The sequence below is a fragment of the Methylobacterium sp. 1973 genome (genome assembly GCF_040545035.1).
GTDB classification, from domain to species: Bacteria; Pseudomonadota; Alphaproteobacteria; order Rhizobiales; family Beijerinckiaceae; genus Methylobacterium; species Methylobacterium fujisawaense.
Map to the genome: position 1 here is coordinate 25,249 of NZ_JBEPLA010000019.1, position 19,757 is coordinate 45,005.

15 protein-coding genes are annotated in these 19,757 nt (G+C 71.8%); 6 read left to right on the forward strand and 9 right to left on the reverse strand.

Features of this window, described 5'->3' with window-relative positions; genetic code table 11:
* Nucleotides 1-90 precede the first annotated feature (90 nt).
* From ABIC70_RS25745 to pedF, 3 genes are all read right to left on the reverse strand, one after another.
* Nucleotides 91-1,860 carry a PQQ-dependent methanol/ethanol family dehydrogenase gene (locus tag ABIC70_RS25745; RefSeq protein WP_043387970.1) on the reverse strand — a complete coding sequence of 590 codons (1,770 nt, stop codon included), beginning with the start codon at nucleotides 1,858-1,860 and terminating at the stop codon, nucleotides 91-93.
* A gap of 493 nt (nucleotides 1,861-2,353) precedes the next feature.
* A complete protein-coding gene (locus ABIC70_RS25750; protein ID WP_043757677.1) occupies nucleotides 2,354-3,214 on the reverse strand; it encodes a substrate-binding periplasmic protein in 861 nt (286 codons plus the stop codon).
* Complete coding sequence (gene pedF, locus ABIC70_RS25755; RefSeq protein ID WP_236961383.1) at nucleotides 3,204-3,632, reverse strand: cytochrome c-550 PedF; 429 nt, start codon at nucleotides 3,630-3,632, stop codon at nucleotides 3,204-3,206. Before pedF ends, ABIC70_RS25750 begins: the two co-directional genes overlap by 11 nt.
* Nucleotides 3,633-3,850: 218 nt before the next feature.
* Here pedF and ABIC70_RS25760 point away from each other — a divergent pair, with 218 nt between their 5' ends.
* The 5 genes from ABIC70_RS25760 (at nucleotide 3,851) to ABIC70_RS25780 (ending at nucleotide 10,833) form a co-directional block, all read left to right on the forward strand.
* Nucleotides 3,851-5,086 carry a lanthanide ABC transporter ABC transporter substrate-binding protein PedA1 gene (locus ABIC70_RS25760; RefSeq protein ID WP_354441836.1) on the forward strand — a complete coding sequence of 412 codons (1,236 nt, stop codon included), beginning with the start codon at nucleotides 3,851-3,853 and terminating at the stop codon, nucleotides 5,084-5,086.
* Nucleotides 5,083-6,090, forward strand: coding sequence for a YVTN family beta-propeller repeat protein (locus ABIC70_RS25765; protein ID WP_354441838.1), 1,008 nt, complete (start codon nucleotides 5,083-5,085; stop codon nucleotides 6,088-6,090). Before ABIC70_RS25760 ends, ABIC70_RS25765 begins: the two co-directional genes overlap by 4 nt.
* A 328-nt stretch (nucleotides 6,091-6,418) precedes the next feature.
* Complete coding sequence (locus ABIC70_RS25770) at nucleotides 6,419-8,584, forward strand: 4Fe-4S binding protein (RefSeq protein ID WP_354441840.1); 2,166 nt, start codon at nucleotides 6,419-6,421, stop codon at nucleotides 8,582-8,584.
* The gene (locus ABIC70_RS25775; protein WP_182591500.1) at nucleotides 8,581-9,558 is read left to right on the forward strand and encodes an FAD:protein FMN transferase; all 978 of its coding nucleotides are present in this window, start codon (nucleotides 8,581-8,583) and stop codon (nucleotides 9,556-9,558) included. The genes ABIC70_RS25770 and ABIC70_RS25775 overlap by 4 nt, the downstream gene beginning before the upstream one ends.
* 144 nt (nucleotides 9,559-9,702) lie before the next feature.
* The gene (locus ABIC70_RS25780; protein ID WP_043380573.1) at nucleotides 9,703-10,833 is read left to right on the forward strand and encodes a serine hydrolase domain-containing protein; all 1,131 of its coding nucleotides are present in this window, start codon (nucleotides 9,703-9,705) and stop codon (nucleotides 10,831-10,833) included.
* A 195-nt stretch (nucleotides 10,834-11,028) separates the two neighbouring features.
* Here the strand turns inward: ABIC70_RS25780 and ABIC70_RS25785 are convergent, their stop codons facing one another.
* From ABIC70_RS25785 to rpoN, 4 genes are all read right to left on the reverse strand, one after another.
* Nucleotides 11,029-12,180 (reverse strand): M20 family metallopeptidase, encoded by a 1,152-nt coding sequence (locus ABIC70_RS25785; protein WP_043757692.1) that lies wholly within the window; start codon nucleotides 12,178-12,180, stop codon nucleotides 11,029-11,031.
* A gap of 168 nt (nucleotides 12,181-12,348) precedes the next feature.
* Nucleotides 12,349-14,175: a glutamine--fructose-6-phosphate transaminase (isomerizing) gene (gene glmS, locus ABIC70_RS25790; RefSeq protein ID WP_179696711.1), complete on the reverse strand. Its 1,827-nt coding sequence runs from the start codon at nucleotides 14,173-14,175 to the stop codon at nucleotides 12,349-12,351.
* 147 nt (nucleotides 14,176-14,322) lie between these two features.
* Nucleotides 14,323-15,699, reverse strand: a complete 1,377-nt coding sequence (gene glmU, locus ABIC70_RS25795; RefSeq protein WP_354441843.1) for a bifunctional UDP-N-acetylglucosamine diphosphorylase/glucosamine-1-phosphate N-acetyltransferase GlmU — start codon at nucleotides 15,697-15,699, stop codon at nucleotides 14,323-14,325.
* A 74-nt stretch (nucleotides 15,700-15,773) separates the two neighbouring features.
* A complete protein-coding gene (gene rpoN / locus ABIC70_RS25800; protein WP_043380582.1) occupies nucleotides 15,774-17,348 on the reverse strand; it encodes an RNA polymerase factor sigma-54 in 1,575 nt (524 codons plus the stop codon).
* Nucleotides 17,349-17,775: 427 nt separating this feature from the next.
* On the opposite strand from rpoN, the gene ABIC70_RS25805 reads away from it, so the two are divergent.
* Nucleotides 17,776-18,495, forward strand: a complete 720-nt coding sequence (locus ABIC70_RS25805; RefSeq protein ID WP_043353123.1) for a Crp/Fnr family transcriptional regulator — start codon at nucleotides 17,776-17,778, stop codon at nucleotides 18,493-18,495.
* A 559-nt stretch (nucleotides 18,496-19,054) separates the two neighbouring features.
* Here ABIC70_RS25805 and ABIC70_RS25810 read toward each other — a convergent pair.
* Together ABIC70_RS25810 and ABIC70_RS25815 are read right to left on the reverse strand one after the other, a co-directional pair.
* On the reverse strand, nucleotides 19,055-19,426 hold the full coding sequence (locus tag ABIC70_RS25810; protein WP_043353125.1) for a hypothetical protein: 372 nt from the start codon (nucleotides 19,424-19,426) through the stop codon (nucleotides 19,055-19,057).
* 4 nt (nucleotides 19,427-19,430) lie between these two features.
* Nucleotides 19,431-19,661 carry a hypothetical protein gene (locus tag ABIC70_RS25815; RefSeq protein WP_043353127.1) on the reverse strand — a complete coding sequence of 77 codons (231 nt, stop codon included), beginning with the start codon at nucleotides 19,659-19,661 and terminating at the stop codon, nucleotides 19,431-19,433.
* Between the last annotated feature and the right edge of the window lie 96 nt (nucleotides 19,662-19,757).

Consider the following 19,757-nt stretch of genomic DNA (forward strand, 5'->3'; position numbering starts at 1 on the left):
GGGGCGCAAGCGGGTGTTGAGACGAACGCCGCGCCCCGAGGCCCAGGCGTGCCGGCCCGGGAAGGCCGACACGCTTTCGGTTGCGCGCCGTCAGCGCGCCGCCACCGTCTTCGGCAGCTTGAACGCCCAGAAGCTGCCGCCCTGGTTGATGCCGGCCGTGGACTTGGCGACCTCGCCGCCCCAGAGCGGCACCGCGCCGCCCCAGCCGGCCGCGACGCCGACCCACTGCTCGCCGTCCTGCTCCCAGGTGATCGGCGAGGAGACCACGCCGGTGCCGACCTGGAACTTCCACACCTCCTCGCCGGTCTTGGCGTCGAAGGCCTTCAGGAAGCCCTCCGGGGTACCGGTGAAGACGAGGTTGCCCGCGGTGGTGAGCACGCCGGCCCAGAGCGGGGCCTTGTTCTTGTACTCCCAGACGACCTTGCCGGAGGCCGGGTCGATCGCCTTGAGCGAGCCGATATGGTCGTCGAAGACCGGCTTGATGGTGAAGCCGGCGCCGAGATAGGCGGCGCCCTTCTTGTAGTTCACCGGCTCGTTCCAGATATCCATGCCCCACTCGTTGGACGGCACGTAGAACAGCTTGGTGTCGGGGCTGTAGCCGATCGGCATCCAGTTCTTGCCGCCGAGGAAGCTCGGCACCGCGAAGACCGACTTGCCCTTCTTGTCGTCGCCCTGGGCCTTGCTCGGGTCGCCGGGCCGGTTCTCCTCGTTGTAGATCGGGCGGCCGTTCTCATCGATGCCCTTGGCCCAGTTGATCTTCTCGACGAACGGCGTCGCCGAGATGAACTTCCCGTTGGTGCGGTCGAGGACGTAGAAGAAGCCGTTGCGGTCGGCGGTGGCGCCGGCCTTGATGGTCTTGCCGCCCTTGTTCAGGTCAAACGGCACGAACTCGTTGACGCCGTCGAAGTCCCAGCCGTCGTGCGGGGTGGTCTGGAAGCCCCAGACGATCTCGCCGTTGTCGGGGTTGAGGGCGAGGCGCGAGGAGGTCCACTTGTTGTCGCCCGGCCGCAGCCAGGAGTTCCACGGGCCCGGGTTGCCGGTGCCGAAGTAGATCAGGTTGGTCTCGGGGTCGTAGGTGCCGCCGAGCCACGTGGCGCCGCCGCCGAACTTCCACATGTCGCCCGGCCAGCTCTCGTTGACCTTGCCGGTCATGGTCGAGGGTTTGCCGTTGAGCTCGCCCATGTGGCCCTCGATCACGGGGCGCTTCCAGACCACCTCGCCGGTCTCGGCGTCGCGGGCCTCGATCCGCCCGATCACGCCGAACTCGCCGCCCGACACGCCGGTGATGATCTTGCCCTTCACGATGATCGGGGCGGCCGTGTAGCTGTAGCCGGCCTTGAAGTCGTCGATGTCCTTGCGCCAGACGACCTTGCCGGTCTTGGTGTTCAGGGCGACGAGCTTGGCGTCGAGCGTGCCGAAATAGACGTTGTCCTTGTAGAGGGCGGCGCCGCGGTTCACCACGTCGCAGCAGGGCAGGATGCCCTCCGGCAGGCGGGCATCGTATTCCCACTTCTTCTCGCCGGTGCGGGAATCGATCGCGTACATGCGCGAATACGAGCCCGTGACGTAGATGATGCCGTCCTTGACCAGCGCCTGGCTCTCCTGGCCGCGCTGCTTCTCGCCGCCGAACGAGAACGACCACGCCGGCACGAGGCTCTTGATGTTGTCGCGGTTGAGGGTCTTCAGCGGGCTGAACCGCTGGGCCTGCGGCCCGAGGCCGTAGGTGACGACGTCGCCGGGCGTCTTGGCGTCGTTGATGATGTCCTGCTCGCTCACCCCCTGGGCCATGGCCGGCAAGGCACCGCCCGCCACGAGGGCGGCGACGCCCACCGCGGCGAGGAACCGGGTCCGCATTCTCATGACGTCTCCTCCGTGATCGTCTCCGGTCCCTGCGGCCGGAGCTTTCGGGTTTCGGCGCGATCCGCACGAGTCGCGGGGCGCCCCCTTGGAGAACGACGCTATCGCTGTTCTCAGGAAAGTCTTATTGGCCATTGGTCCAATAAGACCATCGGTTCAATGGCCGATAAGAAAGTATTCGGTGAACCAAGAACAGCTGCCGCCCCGGCGCGCCGCGCCGGTCGGGGACGGAATGCACGGCCGGGTCCGTTCGACGCGCCGGTCTCGAACGGGCCGTTCGAGAGACGCCGATATCCGGCCCACGACCTCATCCTGAGGCGCCGGAGCACAGTGTAGGCCTCGAAGGAGATCTCCAGCTGGTCACGCCATCCCTGCAGATCTCCTTCGAAGCTGCTGCGCAGCACCTCAGGATGCCGTTGAGACTTGGAGATCCGGCTTCGGACCGTGATTTCTCCTTCCCTTCATCGTCCTCCGCCGGAGAGCGGCTCAGCGCCGCTCAGTACCCCTTCGGCGGCGTGTAGGTGACGCCGTAGGTCTCGCAGATCGCCTTGAGGCCGCCGTCCGCGTTCAGCGCCGTGATCGCGTCCCCGACCGCGTAGGCGAGGTCGCGGGAATCGGTGCGCACCGCGCCGCCGATCTCCCAGCGGGTCTTCACCAGCCCGGTCGAGGGGATCGTGGCGATCGGGTTGTCGTCCTTCGGGGCCTTCGCGGCGAACAGGGCGGCCTCGATCGCCGCGCGGGTGCCCGCCAGGATCGGCGCCTCGCCGGCGAGATAGGCCGTCGCGGCCTCCTCGAAGCTCTTGTAATGCTTCAGGTTCGGGCGGAAGCGGCCGCCCTGCGCGGTCAGCAGCATCAGGTCGGCGGCGCTGGTGCCTTCCAGGGCGACGGTCCTGTCGCCGATGTCGTCGAGCCGGTCGAAGCCCTCCAGGGCGTCCTTCCGGTACGCGAAGGCGATCTCCTGCTCGACATACGGGGCGGTGAAGAACACCTGCTCGTTGCGCAGGGCGAGCTGCCGGTCGGTCGGCACGTGCAGCATCAGGTCGGCGAGGGGCGTGCCGGCGAGATCGCCCCGCCACAGGTTCAGGCGCAGGTCGCCATCTACGTTCTCGCCGGCATCGACCACGCGCAGGTCGAGCTTCACCTTCAGCCTGTCGGCGATGGCTTGCGCGAGATCGGCATCGATACCCCGGGCCTTGCCCGTCCCCGCGTCGGAGAACGGCGCGTTGTCGCCGTAGACCGCCACCCGCAGGGTACCGTCCGCCACGACCTGATCGAGCGGGCGCGCGGCCGCCTCCGGCTGGAACCGGAGGGCCAGAAGCAATCCGCAGGCGAGGAGGAGCCGCGCGCTACTCCTCATGCTTCGACTCGATGTAGCTGCGGATCGCCCAGAGGCCTTCCTGCGAGATCACCCCGTCGAAGGCCGGCATCTTGGTCACGCCGTTGATGACGGCGCCGTGCTTCATGCGCTCGACGAAGTATTCGTCGCCCTCCTTGCCCTGCGGCAGGTAGCGCAGGTCCGGGGCGAGGCCGCCGGAGATCATCTCCAGGCCGTGGCAGCGGGCGCAGTTCTGGTTGAAGCCCGAGGCGCCGATCGCGATGGCGTGCTTGTCGCCCTTGTAGGGGTTCTCGGCGACCCACTCGGTGCCGAGCGGCTTCAGGCCGTCGGTGTTGACCGGCTGGGGCTGGACGTCGCCGTGTCCGAGGGCGCTGCCGGCGGCGAGGGCCAGCCCCAGCGCCGCGAGCATGCCGCCCGCCGCCGTCTTCATGGTGCGCATCCGCCGCCTCCCCTCGTTGTTGGACGAGGGTTAGCAAGGTTCGGGCAGCGGACCCATTATGCTTTGGTACGGATCTATAGGCTGATCGCCATCCACGACTTGTGTTGCACTGCATCATGATTGATGGGTGCACCTTGGTCCAATATCGGCGGGCACAACTCCGCTTCTAGACTCCGGCTCAACGACAAGGGACGCGGGGCTGGAGGAAACGGGCGGGGATGGTGTCCTCCGGTGCGCGACGGGCCAGGAAACGCGGAGGGCCGCAGGCCGCCCTGCGGCTGGCCGTCGTCCTGGCGGCTCTCGCGCCGGTCTCGCCCGGGCGGGCCGCGCCCGCGCCGGCGGGTCCGCCCCTGACGATCCAGTACCTGGAGCGGCGGGTCGAGCGGCCGGTGCCGCTGAACAACGAGGATCCGATCCCCGCCGATGAGGGGGCGAAGGGCGCGGAACTCGGCCTGAAGGATTCGAACGCCACGGGCCGCTTCCTCGGCCTGAGCTTCGGCCTCGACGCGAAGGTGGTCGAGCCGGGCGACGACATCCGCCAGGCCTTCCGGGATCTCGCCGACCGCCGCTTCGTGGTGCTCAACGCGCCGGCCGCCGACGTCCTCGCCCTCGCCGACCTGCCGGAGGCGAAGGGCAGCGTGCTCCTCAACATCGGCGCCCCGGACACGCGCCTGCGCGACGCCGATTGCCGGCGGAACCTGCTCCACGTCCTGCCGTCCCGCGCCATGCTGGCCGACGCGCTGGTGCAGTTCCTCGCCTTCAAGCGCTGGTCCCGGATCCTGCTGGTGACCGGGCCGGCGCCGGGTGATGCGCTCTACGCCGAGGCGCTGCGGCGCAGCGCCCGGAAGTTCGGCGCGCGGATCGTCGCCGAGTCGCGCTACGACCCGCAGGGCGGCGACGTCCGCGACACGGCTTTGCGCGAGTTCGCCCTGCCGACCCGCGGGCCCGAGCACGACGTGGTCGCGGTGGCCGACGAGGCGGGCGCGTTCGGCGCGAGCCTGAACTACAACACCGCCTCCCCCCGCCCCCTGGTCGGCACCCAGGGCCTTGCGCCGGCCGCCTGGGGGCGCCCCGTCGAAGCCTGGGCCTCCGTGCAGCTCCAGGGCCGGTTCCGGAAGCTCGCCGGCCGCGCCATGCGGCCCGTCGACTGGGCCGGCTGGATGGCGGTGCATGCGGTCGGCGAGGCGGCCGTGAAGGCGCGCAGCGCCGATCCCGCGACGGTCCGCGCCGCCCTGACGGCGCCCGGCTTCGAGATCGGCGGCTTCAAGGGGCGCCCCCTGAGCTTCCGTGCCTGGGACGGGCAGCTGCGCCAGCCGGTCTTCCTGCTCTGGCCCGGGGCCGTGACCGCGACGGCGCCGATCGAGGGCTTCCTCCACCACCGCACGGAACTCGACACCCTCGGCCTCGACGAGCCCGAGAGTGCCTGCCGCGCCTTCTCGGGGACACCAGGATGAGCCGGCTCGCCGCCCTCGCGCTGCTCCTCTGCCTCGCAGGCCCCGCGCGGGCCGAGGAGATCTTCGTCTCGAACGAGCGCGACAACACCGTCTCGGTGATCGACGGCGACAGCCTGGAGGTGCTGCGCACCTTCCCGGTCGGCCGTCGGCCCCGCGGGCTGACCTTCTCGCAGGATGGGCGGGCCCTCTACGTCTGCGCCAGCGATTCCGATGCCGTGCAGGTGATCGATCCGGATACCGGCGAGGTGCGGCACAACCTGCCCTCCGGCGAGGATCCGGAGCAGTTCGCCCTGGCGCCGGACGGGCGCACCCTGTTCATCGCCAACGAGGAGAACGCCACCACCACGGTGGTCGACGCGCAGAGCCGCAAGGTGCTGGCGCAGATCGATGTCGGCATCGAGCCGGAAGGCGTGGCGGTGAGCCCGGACGGCCGCACCGCCGTCACGACCTCCGAGACCACCAACATGGTCCACTGGATCGATACCAAGAGCCTGGCGGCGGTGGACGCCACGCCGGTCGGCCAGCGGCCGCGCTTCGCCGCCTTCACGGCGGACGGGGCCCGGCTCTGGGCATCCTCGGAGATCGGCGGCACCGTGTCGGTGATCGACGTCGCCACCCGCCAGGTGATGCGGACGATCGAATTCGCCGTGAAGGGGATCGCGGCCGACCGGATCCAGCCGGTGGGCATCCAGCTTTCGAAGGACGGGCGCCACGCCTTCGTGGCTCTGGGGCCGTCCGACCGGGTCGCGGTGGTGGACACCGCGACCTATGCGGTCGAGAGCTACATCCTGGTCGGCCGCCGGGTCTGGCAGCTCGCCCTGAACGCGGCCGGCACGCGGCTCTTCGCCACCAACGGCGTCTCCGGCGACGTGACGGTGATCGACGCCGCGACGTTCAAGCCGATCAAGACCGTGAAGGTCGGCCGCTTCCCCTGGGGCGCGGCGGCGCGGCCGATGATGCCCGCGCAGGCGCCGGACGGGCGCGCCGCCGGTGCGGTGCCGTGAATCTTCCGCGATTGCGCATGGCCGCATCACCCGCTCCCGTGAGGGCGATCGGATCCACGCATCGGCAGCGGCGACGCGGCTACGGGACGGAGCGCGGGTCCCCTCTCCCGTGCGGGAGAGGGACAGGGTGAGGGACGTGCGGCATCCGGATAAGGCGCAGCGGACCCGCACGTCGACGGCGTGCTCCATATTGGACGTTCCGATCCCTCACCCCAGCCCTCTCCCGCACGGGAGAGGGGGCCCGTCGCGCTCTGCCGCCAGCGGCCGTGTTCAATCCGGATGCGTGACCGACGCTGCCAGGGGCGGAGGCAGGCGGAAGGCCCGGCGGATGCGGTGCGGAGCGTCTCCGCAGCCGCCCGCGCCTCGGGCCGCGGTGGGTGGTGGCCGGGGCGCGGGCCTGCTCCTGCGCGCCGCATTGCTGCTTCTCGCTGTCCTGCTCGCGCACCCCGCCGCCGCCGGCCAGCTCGATCGGGCCGCCCTCGAACGACACTTCCCGCCTCCGCTGGTCGTCGGCGAGAAGGACGACAGGCTCCCGGTCTGGCCCATCCTGAAGCAGCAGGCCGGGTCCTACGAGGTCTTCGCCTACGCCTTCGAATCCGTCGATCTCGCGCCGATCCCCGGCTTCGGCGGCACGCCTCCCGACCTGCTGATCGCGCTCGCCCCCGACGGCACCTTCCGGGACGTGACGGTGCTCTCGCATCACGAGCCGGTCTTCCTCGAAGGCCTAGGCCCGGAGCCGCTCTTCGCCTTCGTCGAGCAGTATGCGGGCCTCTCGGCCCGGCAGGCGATCCGGGTCGGCCGGCCGAACGCACGGGCCGCCGGCGCCGCGCCCCAGACCACGGTGGACGGCATCTCCATGGCCACCGCCTCGACCCGGGTGATCAACCAGTCGATCCTCGCCTCGGCCCTGGCGGTCGCCCGCGCGAAACTCGGCTTCGGGGCGGCCAATGTCGGGCTGAAGGTCGAGGCCAAGCCCGATCTCTACAAGCCCCTGGCCCTGGCCGACCTCCTCGCCCGCGGCTGGGTGAGGCGGCTGACGGTGACGAACGCCGATGCCGCGTCGGCCTTCAGGGGCACGGGCGTGGCGGACCCGTCCGAGGGACCGCCCGATGCCGCCCTGACCGACCTGTACGTCGCCGCCCTGGACCCGCCCGCGATCGGCCGCAACCTGCTGGGGCCGACCCGCTACGACGCGCTGATGCACGAACTCGGCCCCGGCAACCACGCTGTGATGGTGATCAGCGCCGGACCGGAGGACGCGCCCGAGAACCCGGTCGGCGACCGGTTCGTCCTGGGCGCCGTTCCCGAAAGGCTGGCGATCAGCCAGGGCGGCCTGATCGTGAATGCCCGCGACATGGCGGTGGAGCGCCGCGGGGCCGGCCTCGCCGAGGGCCTGCCGCCCGGACCCTGGACGATCCTGCGGATCGACCAGGCCGCCGGGTTCGACCCGTCCGCGCCGTGGGTGCTGACCGAGACGATCGTCCGCGAGCGCGGCCAGATCCTGTCCGAGAAGATCGCCCGGACTTTCACGGTCGAGACCGCCCTCCCCGCCGACCTGTTCACCCGGATCCGGCCGGATGACGGGCCGAGCTGGACCGACCCCTGGCGGGCCCGGGCGCCCGAACTCGCGTTGATCGGGCTAATGCTCGCCGTGCTGGTGCCGGTCCTGAGCCGACAGCGCGCGCTGGTGGCGGACCGGCGCCGCTTCGCCCTCTTCCGCCTCGGCTTCCTGGCGCTGACCCTCGGCTTCGTCGGCTGGTTCGCGCAGGCGCAGCTGTCGATCGTGACCCTCGTCGGCCTCGTGCGGGCCGCCACGGTGACCCACGACCTTGCCTTCCTGCTCTACGATCCGCCCTCGCTGGTGCTCTGGGCCTTCGCGCTGGTTGCCCTGGTCGCCTGGGGGCGCGGCACGTTCTGCGGCTGGCTCTGCCCCTTCGGCGCGCTCCAGGAATTCGTCGGGCTGCTGGCCCGGCCGCTGCGCATCCGCCCGGTCGCGGTGCCGCCCGGCCTCGACCGGGCACTGCGGTCGCTGAAATACGTCGTCCTCGCCGGCATCCTCGGCGCGGCCGCGGCGGGGTCGCCCCTCGCCGACACCTTGTCCGAGGTCGAGCCGTTCAAGACCGCCATCACCCTGTATTTCGTCCGGGCATGGCCGTTCGTCGCCTACGCGGCCGGGCTGCTGGTCCTCAACCTGTTCGTCTTCAAGGGCTTCTGCCGCTACCTGTGCCCGCTCGGCGCCGGCCTCGCCCTCCTCGGGCGGGTCCGGATCCTCGACTGGATCCCGCGCCGGGCGGAGTGCGGCTCGCCCTGCCAGCTCTGCAAGGTCCGCTGCCGCTACGGTGCCATCGCGCCCTCCGGCCGCGTCGATTACGCCGAGTGCTTCCAGTGCATGGAGTGCGTGACGATCATCCACGATCCCGGGCAGTGCGTGCCGGAGGTGGTGGCGCGCAAGCGGGGCCGCCGCGCCGCGCCCCGGCCGGTGACCGTCGGATGAGCGCGCCGGTCCACTTCGCGCCCGGCCGGCGCCGGCTGCTCGTCGGGGCCGCGGGGCTGGCCGCGCTCGGCGGCGTCGCGGCGTTCCGCGCGTACGCGGCGTCAAGGGGGCTGGCGCTGCGCACCCGCGCCGGCCTCGCCTTCGGCACCACCGTGGCGTTGACCGCCGCGGGGCCCGACCCATCCGCCATCGAGGCGGCGCTGAGCGACGGGTTCGCGGCGATGCGCGCCGTGGAGGACGCGGCCAGCCTGTTCCGGTCCGACAGCGCCCTGGCGCGGCTCAATCGCGATGGCGTTCTCGAGGCCCCCGACCCGCACCTCGTCGTCCTGCTGCGGTTCGCCCTCGCCCTCGCGGCCGAGACCGGCGGCGCTTTCGACCCGACAGTCCAGCCGCTCTGGCCGGTCTGGGCCCAGGCCGCCGCCCGCGGCGAGCGCCCCGGGGCGGAAGCCCTGCGCGCGGCCCTGGCGCGGGTCGGCTGGCAGCGAGTGCAGGTGGGGACGGACCGCGTCGTCCTGGAGCCCGGGACGGCCCTGACCCTGAACGCCCTGGTCCAGGGCTATGCCGCCGACCAGGTCATGGCGGCGCTCCGGGCGCGCGGGATCGCGGATGCCTTCGTGGATACCGGCGAGTTCGGCGCCGCCGGCGCGCATCCCGACGGCACGCCCTGGCGCCTCGGGCTGGCCGATCCCCGCCATCCCGGCGCGGTCGCCGCCGTCATCGCCCCGTTCACGGGCTTCGCCGCGACCTCGGGCGACTACAACATGAGCTTCTCGGACGACCGCGCCGACCATCACATCTTCGATCCGGCCACCGGCCGGTCGCCGCGCGCCCTGTCGTCCGTAACGGTGACCGCGCCGACGGGGCTCGCCGCCGACGGGCTGTCGACCGCCTGCATGGTCCTCGGCCGCGCGCGCGGCGCGGGCCTCGTCGCGGCCCGTCCGGGCTGCGCCGTGCGCTTCACCGGCAAGGGCTGACACATCCGGCTCCGGTGCGCGGGGCGAGGCCCGAACTGCGCCACGCGCTCTGCCCCCGCGGGGGCGATGGCTCTACGGATGGTCCGATCCGCGGCGCAGGCCCTGCATGCGTCCGCACCGGAGAGGACCGTCGGGAGAACGCGCGTGACCGAAGCGACCGGGCCGTACTGGCCGACGCAGGACTGGGCCGAGCAGGACCCGGGTGCGGCGGGGCTCGATGCCGGGCGGCTCGCGGACGCGGTCGCCTTCGCGGAGGCCCACGAGAGCGCGTGGCCGCGCAGCCTGTACTATCCCGACGGGCGCTACGTCGGGATCGTCGAGTGGAACGAGACGGGGCCCTGGAGCGCCATCGACGGGCCGGTGCGTCCGCGGGGCGGCCCGGCTGGCGTGATCCTGAAGGGCGGCCGGCGCGTCGCCGCCTGGGGGGACACCGCCCGCCCGGACATGACCTTCTCGATCGCCAAGAGCTACCTCGCGGTGCTGGCCGGCCTCGCCCACGACGACGGACTGATCCCCGACGTCGACGCGCCGGTGCGGGACAGCGTCCCCGACCCGCTGCTCGACGGCCCGCACAATGGCGCGATCACGTGGCGCCACCTCCTGCAGCAATCGAGCGAGTGGCAGGGCACGCTGTTCGGCAAGTCCGATCAGGTCGACCATTTCCGGCAGATCGGCCCCGGCGCCGACAACAGCCGCAAGGGCGAGGCCCGCGCGCTGCGGCGCCCGGGCACCTACTACGAGTACAACGACGTCCGGGTGAACCTGCTGTCGTACGGCCTGATGCGCCGCTTCGGCCGGGCCCTCCCGGAGGTGCTCCGCGAGCGGATCATGGATCCGATCGGCGCCTCCCGCGACTGGGCGTGGCACGGCTACGACACGGCCTGGGTCGAGGTCGCGGGCGCGCGGGTCCAGTCGGTCCCCGGCGGCGGCCACTGGGGCGGCGGCCTGTTCATCGGGGCCGACGACCACGCCCGCTTCGGCCTCCTCGTCGCCCGCGGCGGCGCCTGGAACGGGCGGCAGCTCCTCTCGGAGCGCTGGATCCGCGCCATGCTGACGCCGTCCCCGACGCTGGACAGCTACGGCTACCTCTGGTGGCTGAACCGCGGCGCGGCCGCCAGGCCGCAACTGCCGGCCTCGGCCTTCAGCGCCCTCGGGGCGGGCAACAACGTGATCTGGTGCGATCCCGAGCATGACCTCGTCGCGGTGCTGCGCTGGATCGACAAGGCGGCCCTCGACGGGTTCCTGCTGCGCCTCGTGGCGGCCCTGCGCCCGTAGGCGCGCCGGCGGCGCTAGCGGCCCCGGACGTGATCGCCGAAGCTCCTGAGCACCGGCCGCATCTGGCGGCCGGCCGCGATATCCTGGCCGCCGCCCGCGCCTCGAACGGACAGGCGCGTCCGGCGCCGCGGCGTCCGCCCGGAGACGGCGACCGCCGCGGCGCGGCCGGGCTGGCGACGGTCGGCCTCTGAATCGTCAGAGCGCCGCGATGGTCTCGGCCATCGCGCGCGCCCGCGGCACGAGGCTTCCCACCTCCAGGTACTCCTCGGGCGAGTGGGCCTTGCCGCCCACCGGGCCCACCGCGCAGAGGGTGGGACAGCCGACGCTGGCGGTGAAGCCCGAATCGGCGCAGCCGCCGGCGAACTCGCCGGTGACGGGATTGCCGCCCTGCGCGCTCACCCGGGCATAGGTCTCGAACAGCGCCCGCGAGGCCTCGTCCTGCACGAGCGGCAGGAACTCGCCCTTGATGGTGAGATGCGCGGTGGTGTCCGGCACCGTCGATCCGGCCACGATCGCGGCGATCCGGCCCATGGCCGCCTCGCGGTCGGGTGGGGTCACGTAGCGCAGGTCGATCTCGCAGGTCGCCCGGGGCGCCACGGTGTTCACCGACTGGCCGCCGGCGATCAGGCCGACATTCACCGTGGTGCCGCGGTCGAGGTCGGTGAGGGCGTGGAACGCGACGGTCTTGTGGGCGAGCTCCAGGATGGCGCTGCGCCCGTCGGCGTAGTTGCCGCCGGAATGGGCCGCCTTGCCGAGCACCTCGAGATGCATGAACACCCCGCCCTTGCGGCCGGTGACGACGTTGCCGGTCGGCCGCCCCGGCTCGGAATTCAGCACCGCGCGGGCGCCTCGGGCGGTCTCCTCGATGATCGGGCGGCAGGCCGGCGAGCCGATCTCCTCGTCGCTGGTGAACAGGCCGACGAGCGGCACCGGGGCGCCGCCGGCCCGGTGGTAGGCGGCGAGCACGAAGGCGTTCATCACGAGGCCCGCCTTCATGTCGGCGACGCCGGGCCCGTAGGCGCGGCCGTCGGCGACCCGGAACGGCCGCCGCGTCGGCTCCCCTTTCGGGAAGACGGTGTCGCGATGGCCCATGAGCACGACCGGCCGGTTGCCGCCGCCGGACCCGGCCACGCTCGCCTTCACCGCGTCGCCGTAGCCCTCCACCGGGATCGTCGTGACCGGGATGCCGTGGCCGGCGAGGAACTCCGCGATGCGGATGCCGACCGCGTCGACGCCCGGCTTGTCGTAGGAGCCGGAATCGATGTTCACCAGCTCCTCGAGGAGCGACAGCATCGCGCCCTCCTGCCCGTCGAGCCACTGGAGAACGTCGGCGTCGCGTGCGGTCATGGATCGATCCTGGGCAAGGGTGATGGGACCCGGTCGCCGCGCCCGCCAGCGTGCGCGGTGTGTTGCGGGCCGGCTTCGAGCGAGCCCCGGTTTCCCGCGGCGAAGGTGCCTCGCCGGGTAAGCAAGGACGGCGCCGCGCATCCGTAGCCCGGACGGGGGGCGGTGCGCCTACTCGACCGTGACCGACTTGGCGAGGTTCCGGGGCTGGTCGACGTCTTTCCCCATGAACACCGCCGTGTGGTAGGCGAGCAGCTGGATCGGCACCGCGTACACGATCGGCGCCACGGTGGCGTTGACCGCCGGCATGGTGAAAGTCGCCAGCGTGTCGAGGCCGTGCTCGGCCGCGCCCTTCGCGTCGCCGATCAGCACGATGCGGCCGCCGCGCGCGGCCACCTCCTGCATGTTCGAGACGGTCTTCTCGAACACCGCGTCGTGCGGGGCGATCACGATCACCGGCACGCTCTCGTCGATCAGGGCGATCGGGCCGTGCTTCAGCTCGCCCGCCGCGTAGCCCTCCGCGTGGATGTAGCTGATCTCCTTCAGCTTCAGCGCGCCCTCCAGCGCCATCGGGTAGCTGGTGCCGCGGCCGAGATAGAGCACGTCCCGCGCCTTGGAGACCTCCCGGGCCAGGCCCTCGATCGCCGCCTCGTGGGTCAGCGCCTCCGCCATCAGGCCCGGCGCCTTGATCAGCGCGTCGACCAGCCGACGCTCGCCCGCCGCGTCGAGGGTGCCGCGGGCGCGGCCCGCCGCGATGGCGAGGCACAGCAGCACGGTGAGCTGGCACGAGAACGCCTTGGTGGAGGCGACGCCGATCTCCGGCCCGGCCAGCGTCGGCATCACCACGGAGGATTCCCGCGCGATGGTCGAGGTCGGCACGTTGACGACGCTCAGCGTGTGCTGGCCCTGGCTCTTGGCATAGCGCAGGGAGGCCAGGGTGTCGGCGGTCTCGCCCGATTGCGAGATCACCAGCGTCAGCCCGTCCTTCTCCAGGGGCGCCTCGCGGTAGCGGGCCTCGGAGGCGACGTCGATCTCCACCGGCAGGCGGGCCACCTGCTCGAACCAGTACCGGGCGACGAGGCCGGCGTAGAAGGCGGTGCCGCAGGCGGTGATGTAGACGCGGCTGAGCTTGGCGAAGTCGAAGGGCAGCGCCTCGGGCAGCACGACCCGGCCCTGCGCCATGTCGACGTAGTGGGCGAGCGTGCGGCCCACGACCTCGGGCTGCTCGTGGATCTCCTTGGCCATGAAGTGGCGGTACTCGCCCTTGTCGATCCGGTAGGCCTGCGTGGCAATCTTTTGTCGGGGCCGCTCCACCGTGGCGCCCGAGGCGTCCCGGATCTCGGCGCCCGCCCGGTTCAGGATCGCCCAGTCGCCCTCGTCGAGATAGGTGATGGCGTCCGTGAAGGGGGCGAGCGCCAGGGCGTCGGAGCCGAGATAGGTCTCGCCCTGGCCGAAGCCGACCGCCAGCGGCGCGCCGTGGCGGGCGCCGATCAGCAGGTTCTCCTCGCCGGCGAAGATGAAGGCCAGCGCGAAGGCGCCGCGCAGCCGCGGCAGGGCGGCGGCCACGGCCTCGACCGGGCCCATCTGCCGGTCCATGTTGCGGCTGACGAGCTGGGCGACGACCTCGGTGTCGGTCTCGGTCTCGAACACGACGCCGTCGGCCTCGAGCTCCTGCTTCAGCTCGCGGAAATTCTCGATGATGCCGTTATGGACGACGGCCAGACGCGCGGTGGCGTGGGGGTGGGCGTTGGTCTCGTTGGGCCGGCCGTGGGTCGCCCAGCGGGTGTGGCCGATGCCGAGCGTGCCGGTGAGCGGCTCCTCAGCGAGCTTGGCCTCCAGGTTGACGAGCTTGCCCGAGGCCCGGCGGCGCGCCAGCCGGCCGTGCTCCAGGGTGGCGATGCCGGCGGAGTCGTAGCCGCGGTATTCGAGCCGGCGCAGGGCCTCGATCACCTGTCCCGCCACCGCGTCGCGCCCGACGATGCCGACGATGCCGCACATGGGTGTGTCTCTCGCTGTCGTGCCCGGCTGGCCGCGCGAGGGTCTTGCGCAAGGTCCAGGCCGCCCCGCTCGATGCTGGGCCAAACGCGACTTGTACCGGATCGGGGCGGCGCAGGGCCAGCCCCGGCCCGTTCGGTCCGTCGGGCCTCAGCTCTTCCCGCGTCGCGCCTTCTCGGCCTGCAGCGCCGCGCGCTTCTTCCCGGCCCAGCCCGGTTTCACCGCCTGCCGGCCGCGGGCCACCGCCATGGCGTCCGCCGGCACGTCGTCGGTGATCACCGAGCCCGAAGCCACGTAGGCGCCCTCCCCCACCGTGACGGGGGCCACCAGCGCCGAGTTCGAGCCGATGAACGCGCCCGCGCCGATCGTGGTCTTGTGCTTGAGGACGCCATCGTAATTGCAGGTGATCGTGCCGGCGCCGATATTGGCCTTGGCCCCAATCTCCGCGTCGCCGAGATAGGTGAGATGCGCGGCCTTGGCGCCGGCACCCATCCGGGCGTTCTTCAGCTCCACGAAATTGCCGAGCTCCGCGCCGGCCTCCAGCACGGCGTGTCCGCGCAACCGGACGAACGGCCCGATCTTCACCCCCGCCTCCAGGCTGGTCTCGGTGAGATGCGCGAAGGCGCGCACGGTGCACCCGTCCGCCACCCGCACGCCCGGCCCGAACACCACGTTCGGTTCCACGATCACGTCGCGCCCCAGCACCGTGTCGTGGCTGAGGAACACCGTCTCGGGGGCGATCAGCGTGGCGCCGCCCAGCATGGCGGTGCGACGCAGCTGCGCCTGGAAGGCGGCTTCCGCAACACTGAGCTGCACCCGGTCGTTGACGCCCTGCGCCTCGGCCTCGTCCACCGGCACGACCGTGACCGGAAGCCCGTCGGCCACCGCCAGCGCCACCGCGTCGGGCAGGTAGTACTCGCCGGCCGCGTTGTCGTTGCCGATGCGGGCGAGCAGCGCCAGGGCGTGCCGTCCGGCGAGCGCCATCAGCCCGGCATTGCACAGGGTCACGGCCCGCTCTGCGGCGCTGGCGTCCTTCTCCTCGCGGATCGCCAGGACGCGGTCGCCCTCGGTCAGAACACGTCCGTAGCCGGTGGGCGTCGCCGTCTCGAAGGCCAGCACGGCCACCGCGGCGCCGTCGGCCAGGGGCGCCCGGAGGCGCAGGAAGGTCTCGGCCGAGATGAGGGGCGTGTCGCCGAAGGCGATCACCACGTCGTCGTCGGGCTCGGCCAGGATCTCCCGGGCGGCCAGGACCGCGTGGGCGGTGCCGAGGCGCTCGGCCTGCGGGAAGACCTGGGCGCCGGGGGCCGCCCGCGCGATCTCGGCGGCGACGTCGTCGCGGCCGGGCTCGGCCACCACGGCGATCCGGCCCGCCCCCGCCGCCTGTACGGCGGCCAGGACATGGCCGAGCATGCTGCGCCCGGCGATCCGATGCAGGACCTTCGGCAGGTCCGAGCGCATCCGCGTGCCCTTCCCGGCCGCGAGCACGATGGCGGTGAGGCTGCGCGGGGGCGTTCCGGTCGGGGTCATCGCAGGTCCAGGCGTCGAGCAAACGGCACGACGGATGGGCCGGACGCGCGCCCGGCGCAACCCCATCCGGGCGATCAGCGCAGCGCCAGGGCGGCGTGCTGGCCCGAACCGTGGGCGAAATGCTCGCGGCGGCGCTCGATCGAGCTCGGGATCCGCAGGGATTCCCGGTATTTCGCCACCGTACGTCGGGCGATGTCGACGCCTTCCCCGCGCAGCTTCTGCACCAGCGCGTCGTCGGACAGCACGTCGTCCGGCGTCTCGCCGTCGACCAGCTGCTTAATGCGGTGGCGCACCGCCTCGGAGGAATGGGCGGCCGCGCCGGCCGCACCGGGGATCGCCGCGGTGAAGAAGTACTTCATCTCCAGGGTCCCCCGGCTCGTGCCGATGGCCTTGTTGGAGGTGACTCGCGAGACGGTCGATTCGTGCATGCCGATCGCCTCCGCCACGGTCTTGAGGTTCAGGGGCCGCAGGTGGGAGACGCCGTGGACGAAGAACCCGTCCTGCTGGCGGACGATCTCGGTGGCGACCTTGAGGATGGTGCGGGCCCGCTGCTCCAGCGAGCGGGTCAGCCAGTTGGCGTTCTGCAGGGCCTCGGACAGGAAGGCCTTATCGCCCTCCGCGGCGGCATTGCGCGAGACGCGGGCGTAGTAGCTCTGGTTCACCAGGACGCGGGGGAGCGCCTCGCTGTTGAGCTCGACCAGCCAGGACCCATCCGGCGCGGCGCGCACGAACACGTCCGGAACCAGAACCTCGACGGCGCTCGATCCGAAGGCGCGGCCCGGCTTCGGATCCAGGCGGCGGATCTCGCCCAGCATGTCGACGAGGTCCTCGTCGTCGACGCCGCAGAGCCGGCGCAAAGCCGCGAAATCGCGCTTGGCGACGAGGTCCAGACGCGAGACCAGCGCCTGCATCGCCGGGTCGAACCGGTCGCGCTCGCGCAGCTGGATCGCGAGGCATTCGGCGAGGTCGCGGGCCGCGATCCCGGGCGGATCGAAGGTCTGCACCAGCGCCAGCATCCGGCCGACGAGGGCGGGGTCGGCGCCGAGCCGCTCGGCCACGTCCTCCACGGTCTCGCGCAGGTAGCCGGCCTCGTCGACGGCGTCGATCAGGAAGCCGCCGATCAGCCGCTCGGCGGGATCGCGGGTCGCGAGATCGAGCTGGCCCGCGAGGTGATCGCGCAGCGAGGTCTCGGCCGTGAGGGTCGCCTCGAAATCGGGCGCCTCGGCGTCGAAGCTTCCCCCGGTGCTGCCGTAGGGCGGCGGCGTCAGCGAGAGCATGTCGCCCCCACCCGCCTCGCGCGCCTGGACCGGTGTCTCGTCCGGGAAGACGTTGTCGAGGCGCGTGTCGAAATCGCTCTCGATCTCGCCGCGGCTCGGGTTAAGGTCGGCGGACAGCCATGATTCGGGTTCTGTGACCTCCAGGCCGTCGGAGGAGGCATCGTCCGAATGGCCGCTCGATTCGGAGGTCTCGCCGGGGCCGGGCAGTTCCGGCTCGGCGCGCTCCAGCAGCGGATTGCGTTCCAGCTCGGCCTCGACATAGGCCGCGAGATCGAGCTGCGACAATTGCAGGAGTTTGATCGCTTGCAGAAGCTGCGGCGTCATCACCAGGGCCTGGCCCTGACGCACTTCCAGCCGTTGCACCAAACTCATGTGAGGCCTCGATGCCCTTCCGGCGCGGTTCGCCAGCCTGAGCCACGCTGCTCACGGCATGGTTCTTGCTTGCTCCGCCAGGCCTTCTCTAGCCCGAACCGTGGCGCGGGTCAAAGCGCGGCCTTGCACAGGCGTGTTGGCAACTGCGCTGAAGTTCCGGGGGTGTGGCGCTCCCGCTCCATCGCCAGGAGGCCACGGTCAGTCTGAGAGCAGGTCTCGGGGGCCGCTGTGTTCCCCTTTATCCCGGCGTGTCTGCCGAGATGTCCGACTAAGCTGCGCGTTGCTTTGTTCGGTTGCGGACGGTTCCGCGACGGGATGCGATATCCGCTCGCTATTGTCCGATGATCCGAGCATGGCTCCCTGGGCACAATGGCTCGCGGACTTGAGCTGGCGTGCCAATGCCGAATTCTGCGTACGCTTGCGGCCGATGCGACACCAAAACCGTCTTCTGGCTGCCCTATCCGAGGCGGATGGCGCGCTGCTCGGACCGCATCTCGAGGCGATCGACCTCCCATTGGGCCATGTGCTCGTCGAACCGGCGGCCGAGATCCCGTATGCGATCTTCATCGACACCGGCCTGTGCTCCATGGTGTCGACGCTCGACCAGGGCGGGCGCATCGAGGTCGGCCTGGTGGGCCGCGACGGCATGGCGACGCCGGCGCTGCTGCTGGGGACGGACACGATCCCGTACCAACTTTTCATGCAGGTTGCCGGTCACGGGCACCGGATCGCGGTGCCGGCGCTGCGCGACGCGGTGAAAGCCAGCGCTTCGCTGCGCACTCTTTTTCTGCGCTACGTCCAGACCTTCCTGGTTCAGGTGGCCCAGACCGCCATCGCCAACGCGGGGGCGCCTGCCGAGGAAAGGCTCGCGCGGTGGCTGCTGATGTATCACGACCGTCAGGACGGCGACGACCTGTCCGTGACGCACGAGTTCCTGTCGATCATGCTGGGTGTGCGTCGCCCGACCGTCACGGTGGCGATCCACACGCTGGAGGGGGCCGGTCTGATCCGGGCTCGGCGCGGGCGGATCCGGGTCCTGAGCCGTGCCCGCCTGGAGGAGGCTGCCGGCCAGACCTACGGGCCGGCCGAAACCGAATACGAGCGCCTGATCGGCCCGCTGCGGCGGTCTGAGGATTCGCCGGCGTAAGGCACCTCTGCGCCGACGAGGCCGGTTCATCGGTGATCCCGACCGTATCCGAACGCCAGGTCCGTGGCGTGCCGACGCGCCGGTCACGTCCCCACCGGAGAGAGGCCGGCCGGGTATCGGTGCCGATGCGCCGCGTCCCGCCGCGCAGGCGGTGGTCCTCTGTCAGGGACACGCGGCCCTGTCCGCACCGCGATCGCCGTCTCTGCGCCGCAATCCGCGTCGGACCGGCTTGGACCGGGCCGGGCAGGCGCCGGCCTCAGACCGGTCCATGCCCCTTGGACCTCCAGGCGTGCTTGCACGGGACGCCGCCAGGGCCGGCTGTCCCGCACCGCGGAAGGGCCGCGATTCGGCGATCGTCACCAGGCCTGTCGCGCGGCGGCGGCAGTGCCGGGCGAAACCGGGCAGGCCCGGCTCCGCCTCAAGGCTGACCGGCCTGCCGTCGGAGAGGACGGCGCGGTGCAGGCGACGCGGGCCCGGAAGCCCGCTCGGTGGCATCCTCTTCCGCGTTGACCCGCCCGCACGCCGGATCGGCCAGGAGGTCGACGGGCGAGACCCGGCTCTACCAGCCGCAGTTCGGGACCGGCGGCTGGGCCTTGGCCATCGCCGACTTCTCGATCGGCACCATCGCGCCCCAGGCGTACTTCTGGGCGTGGGGCGTGACGTTGGCGAAGAGGCAGCCGAGCTGGAAGTGCGTCGCGCCCATCTCGCCCGAGAAGCCCATGCAGTCCAGGAACGTCCAGGTCTTGGGCACCGGGGTCATGGAGCGCCAGCGCGGCATCGCCACGGGCGAGCAGACCTTGACCGCCCCGGTGCCGTCATCGGCGTTGAGCGCATCGCCCGGGCTCTGTGCCGCGCCGGGCCGGACGCCCGGGCCGAGCAGCAGGGCCGCCGCGACGAGTGTCCGGCGGGTGATCAGGGCAAATCGGCTCATCGGGTCAGCGCATCGTCCACCACAGCGCCGCGAGGATCGCGAAGCCGAGGACGTTGTAAAGGATTGCCCAGATCCAGACACCCAGCACGGCGCGGCTCGGCTGGCGGGGGCGCGGCCGGCCGGGGCGCAGGCGATGGCGGTCCTCCGGCGTCGGCCAGATCGCTGCTCTGGGCGCCTTGAGGAGCCGCGTCAGCGCCTCCGGAAGATGCGGGCCGGGCGGTCCCTCGCCGGTCATGACGGTCTCGGATGCGGCGGGGGGCCTGTGCGGGGCAAAGCGGCACGCAGACGGACATGGGCGCAGGCCCTGCGGCCCTCAAGACCCACGCGCCGC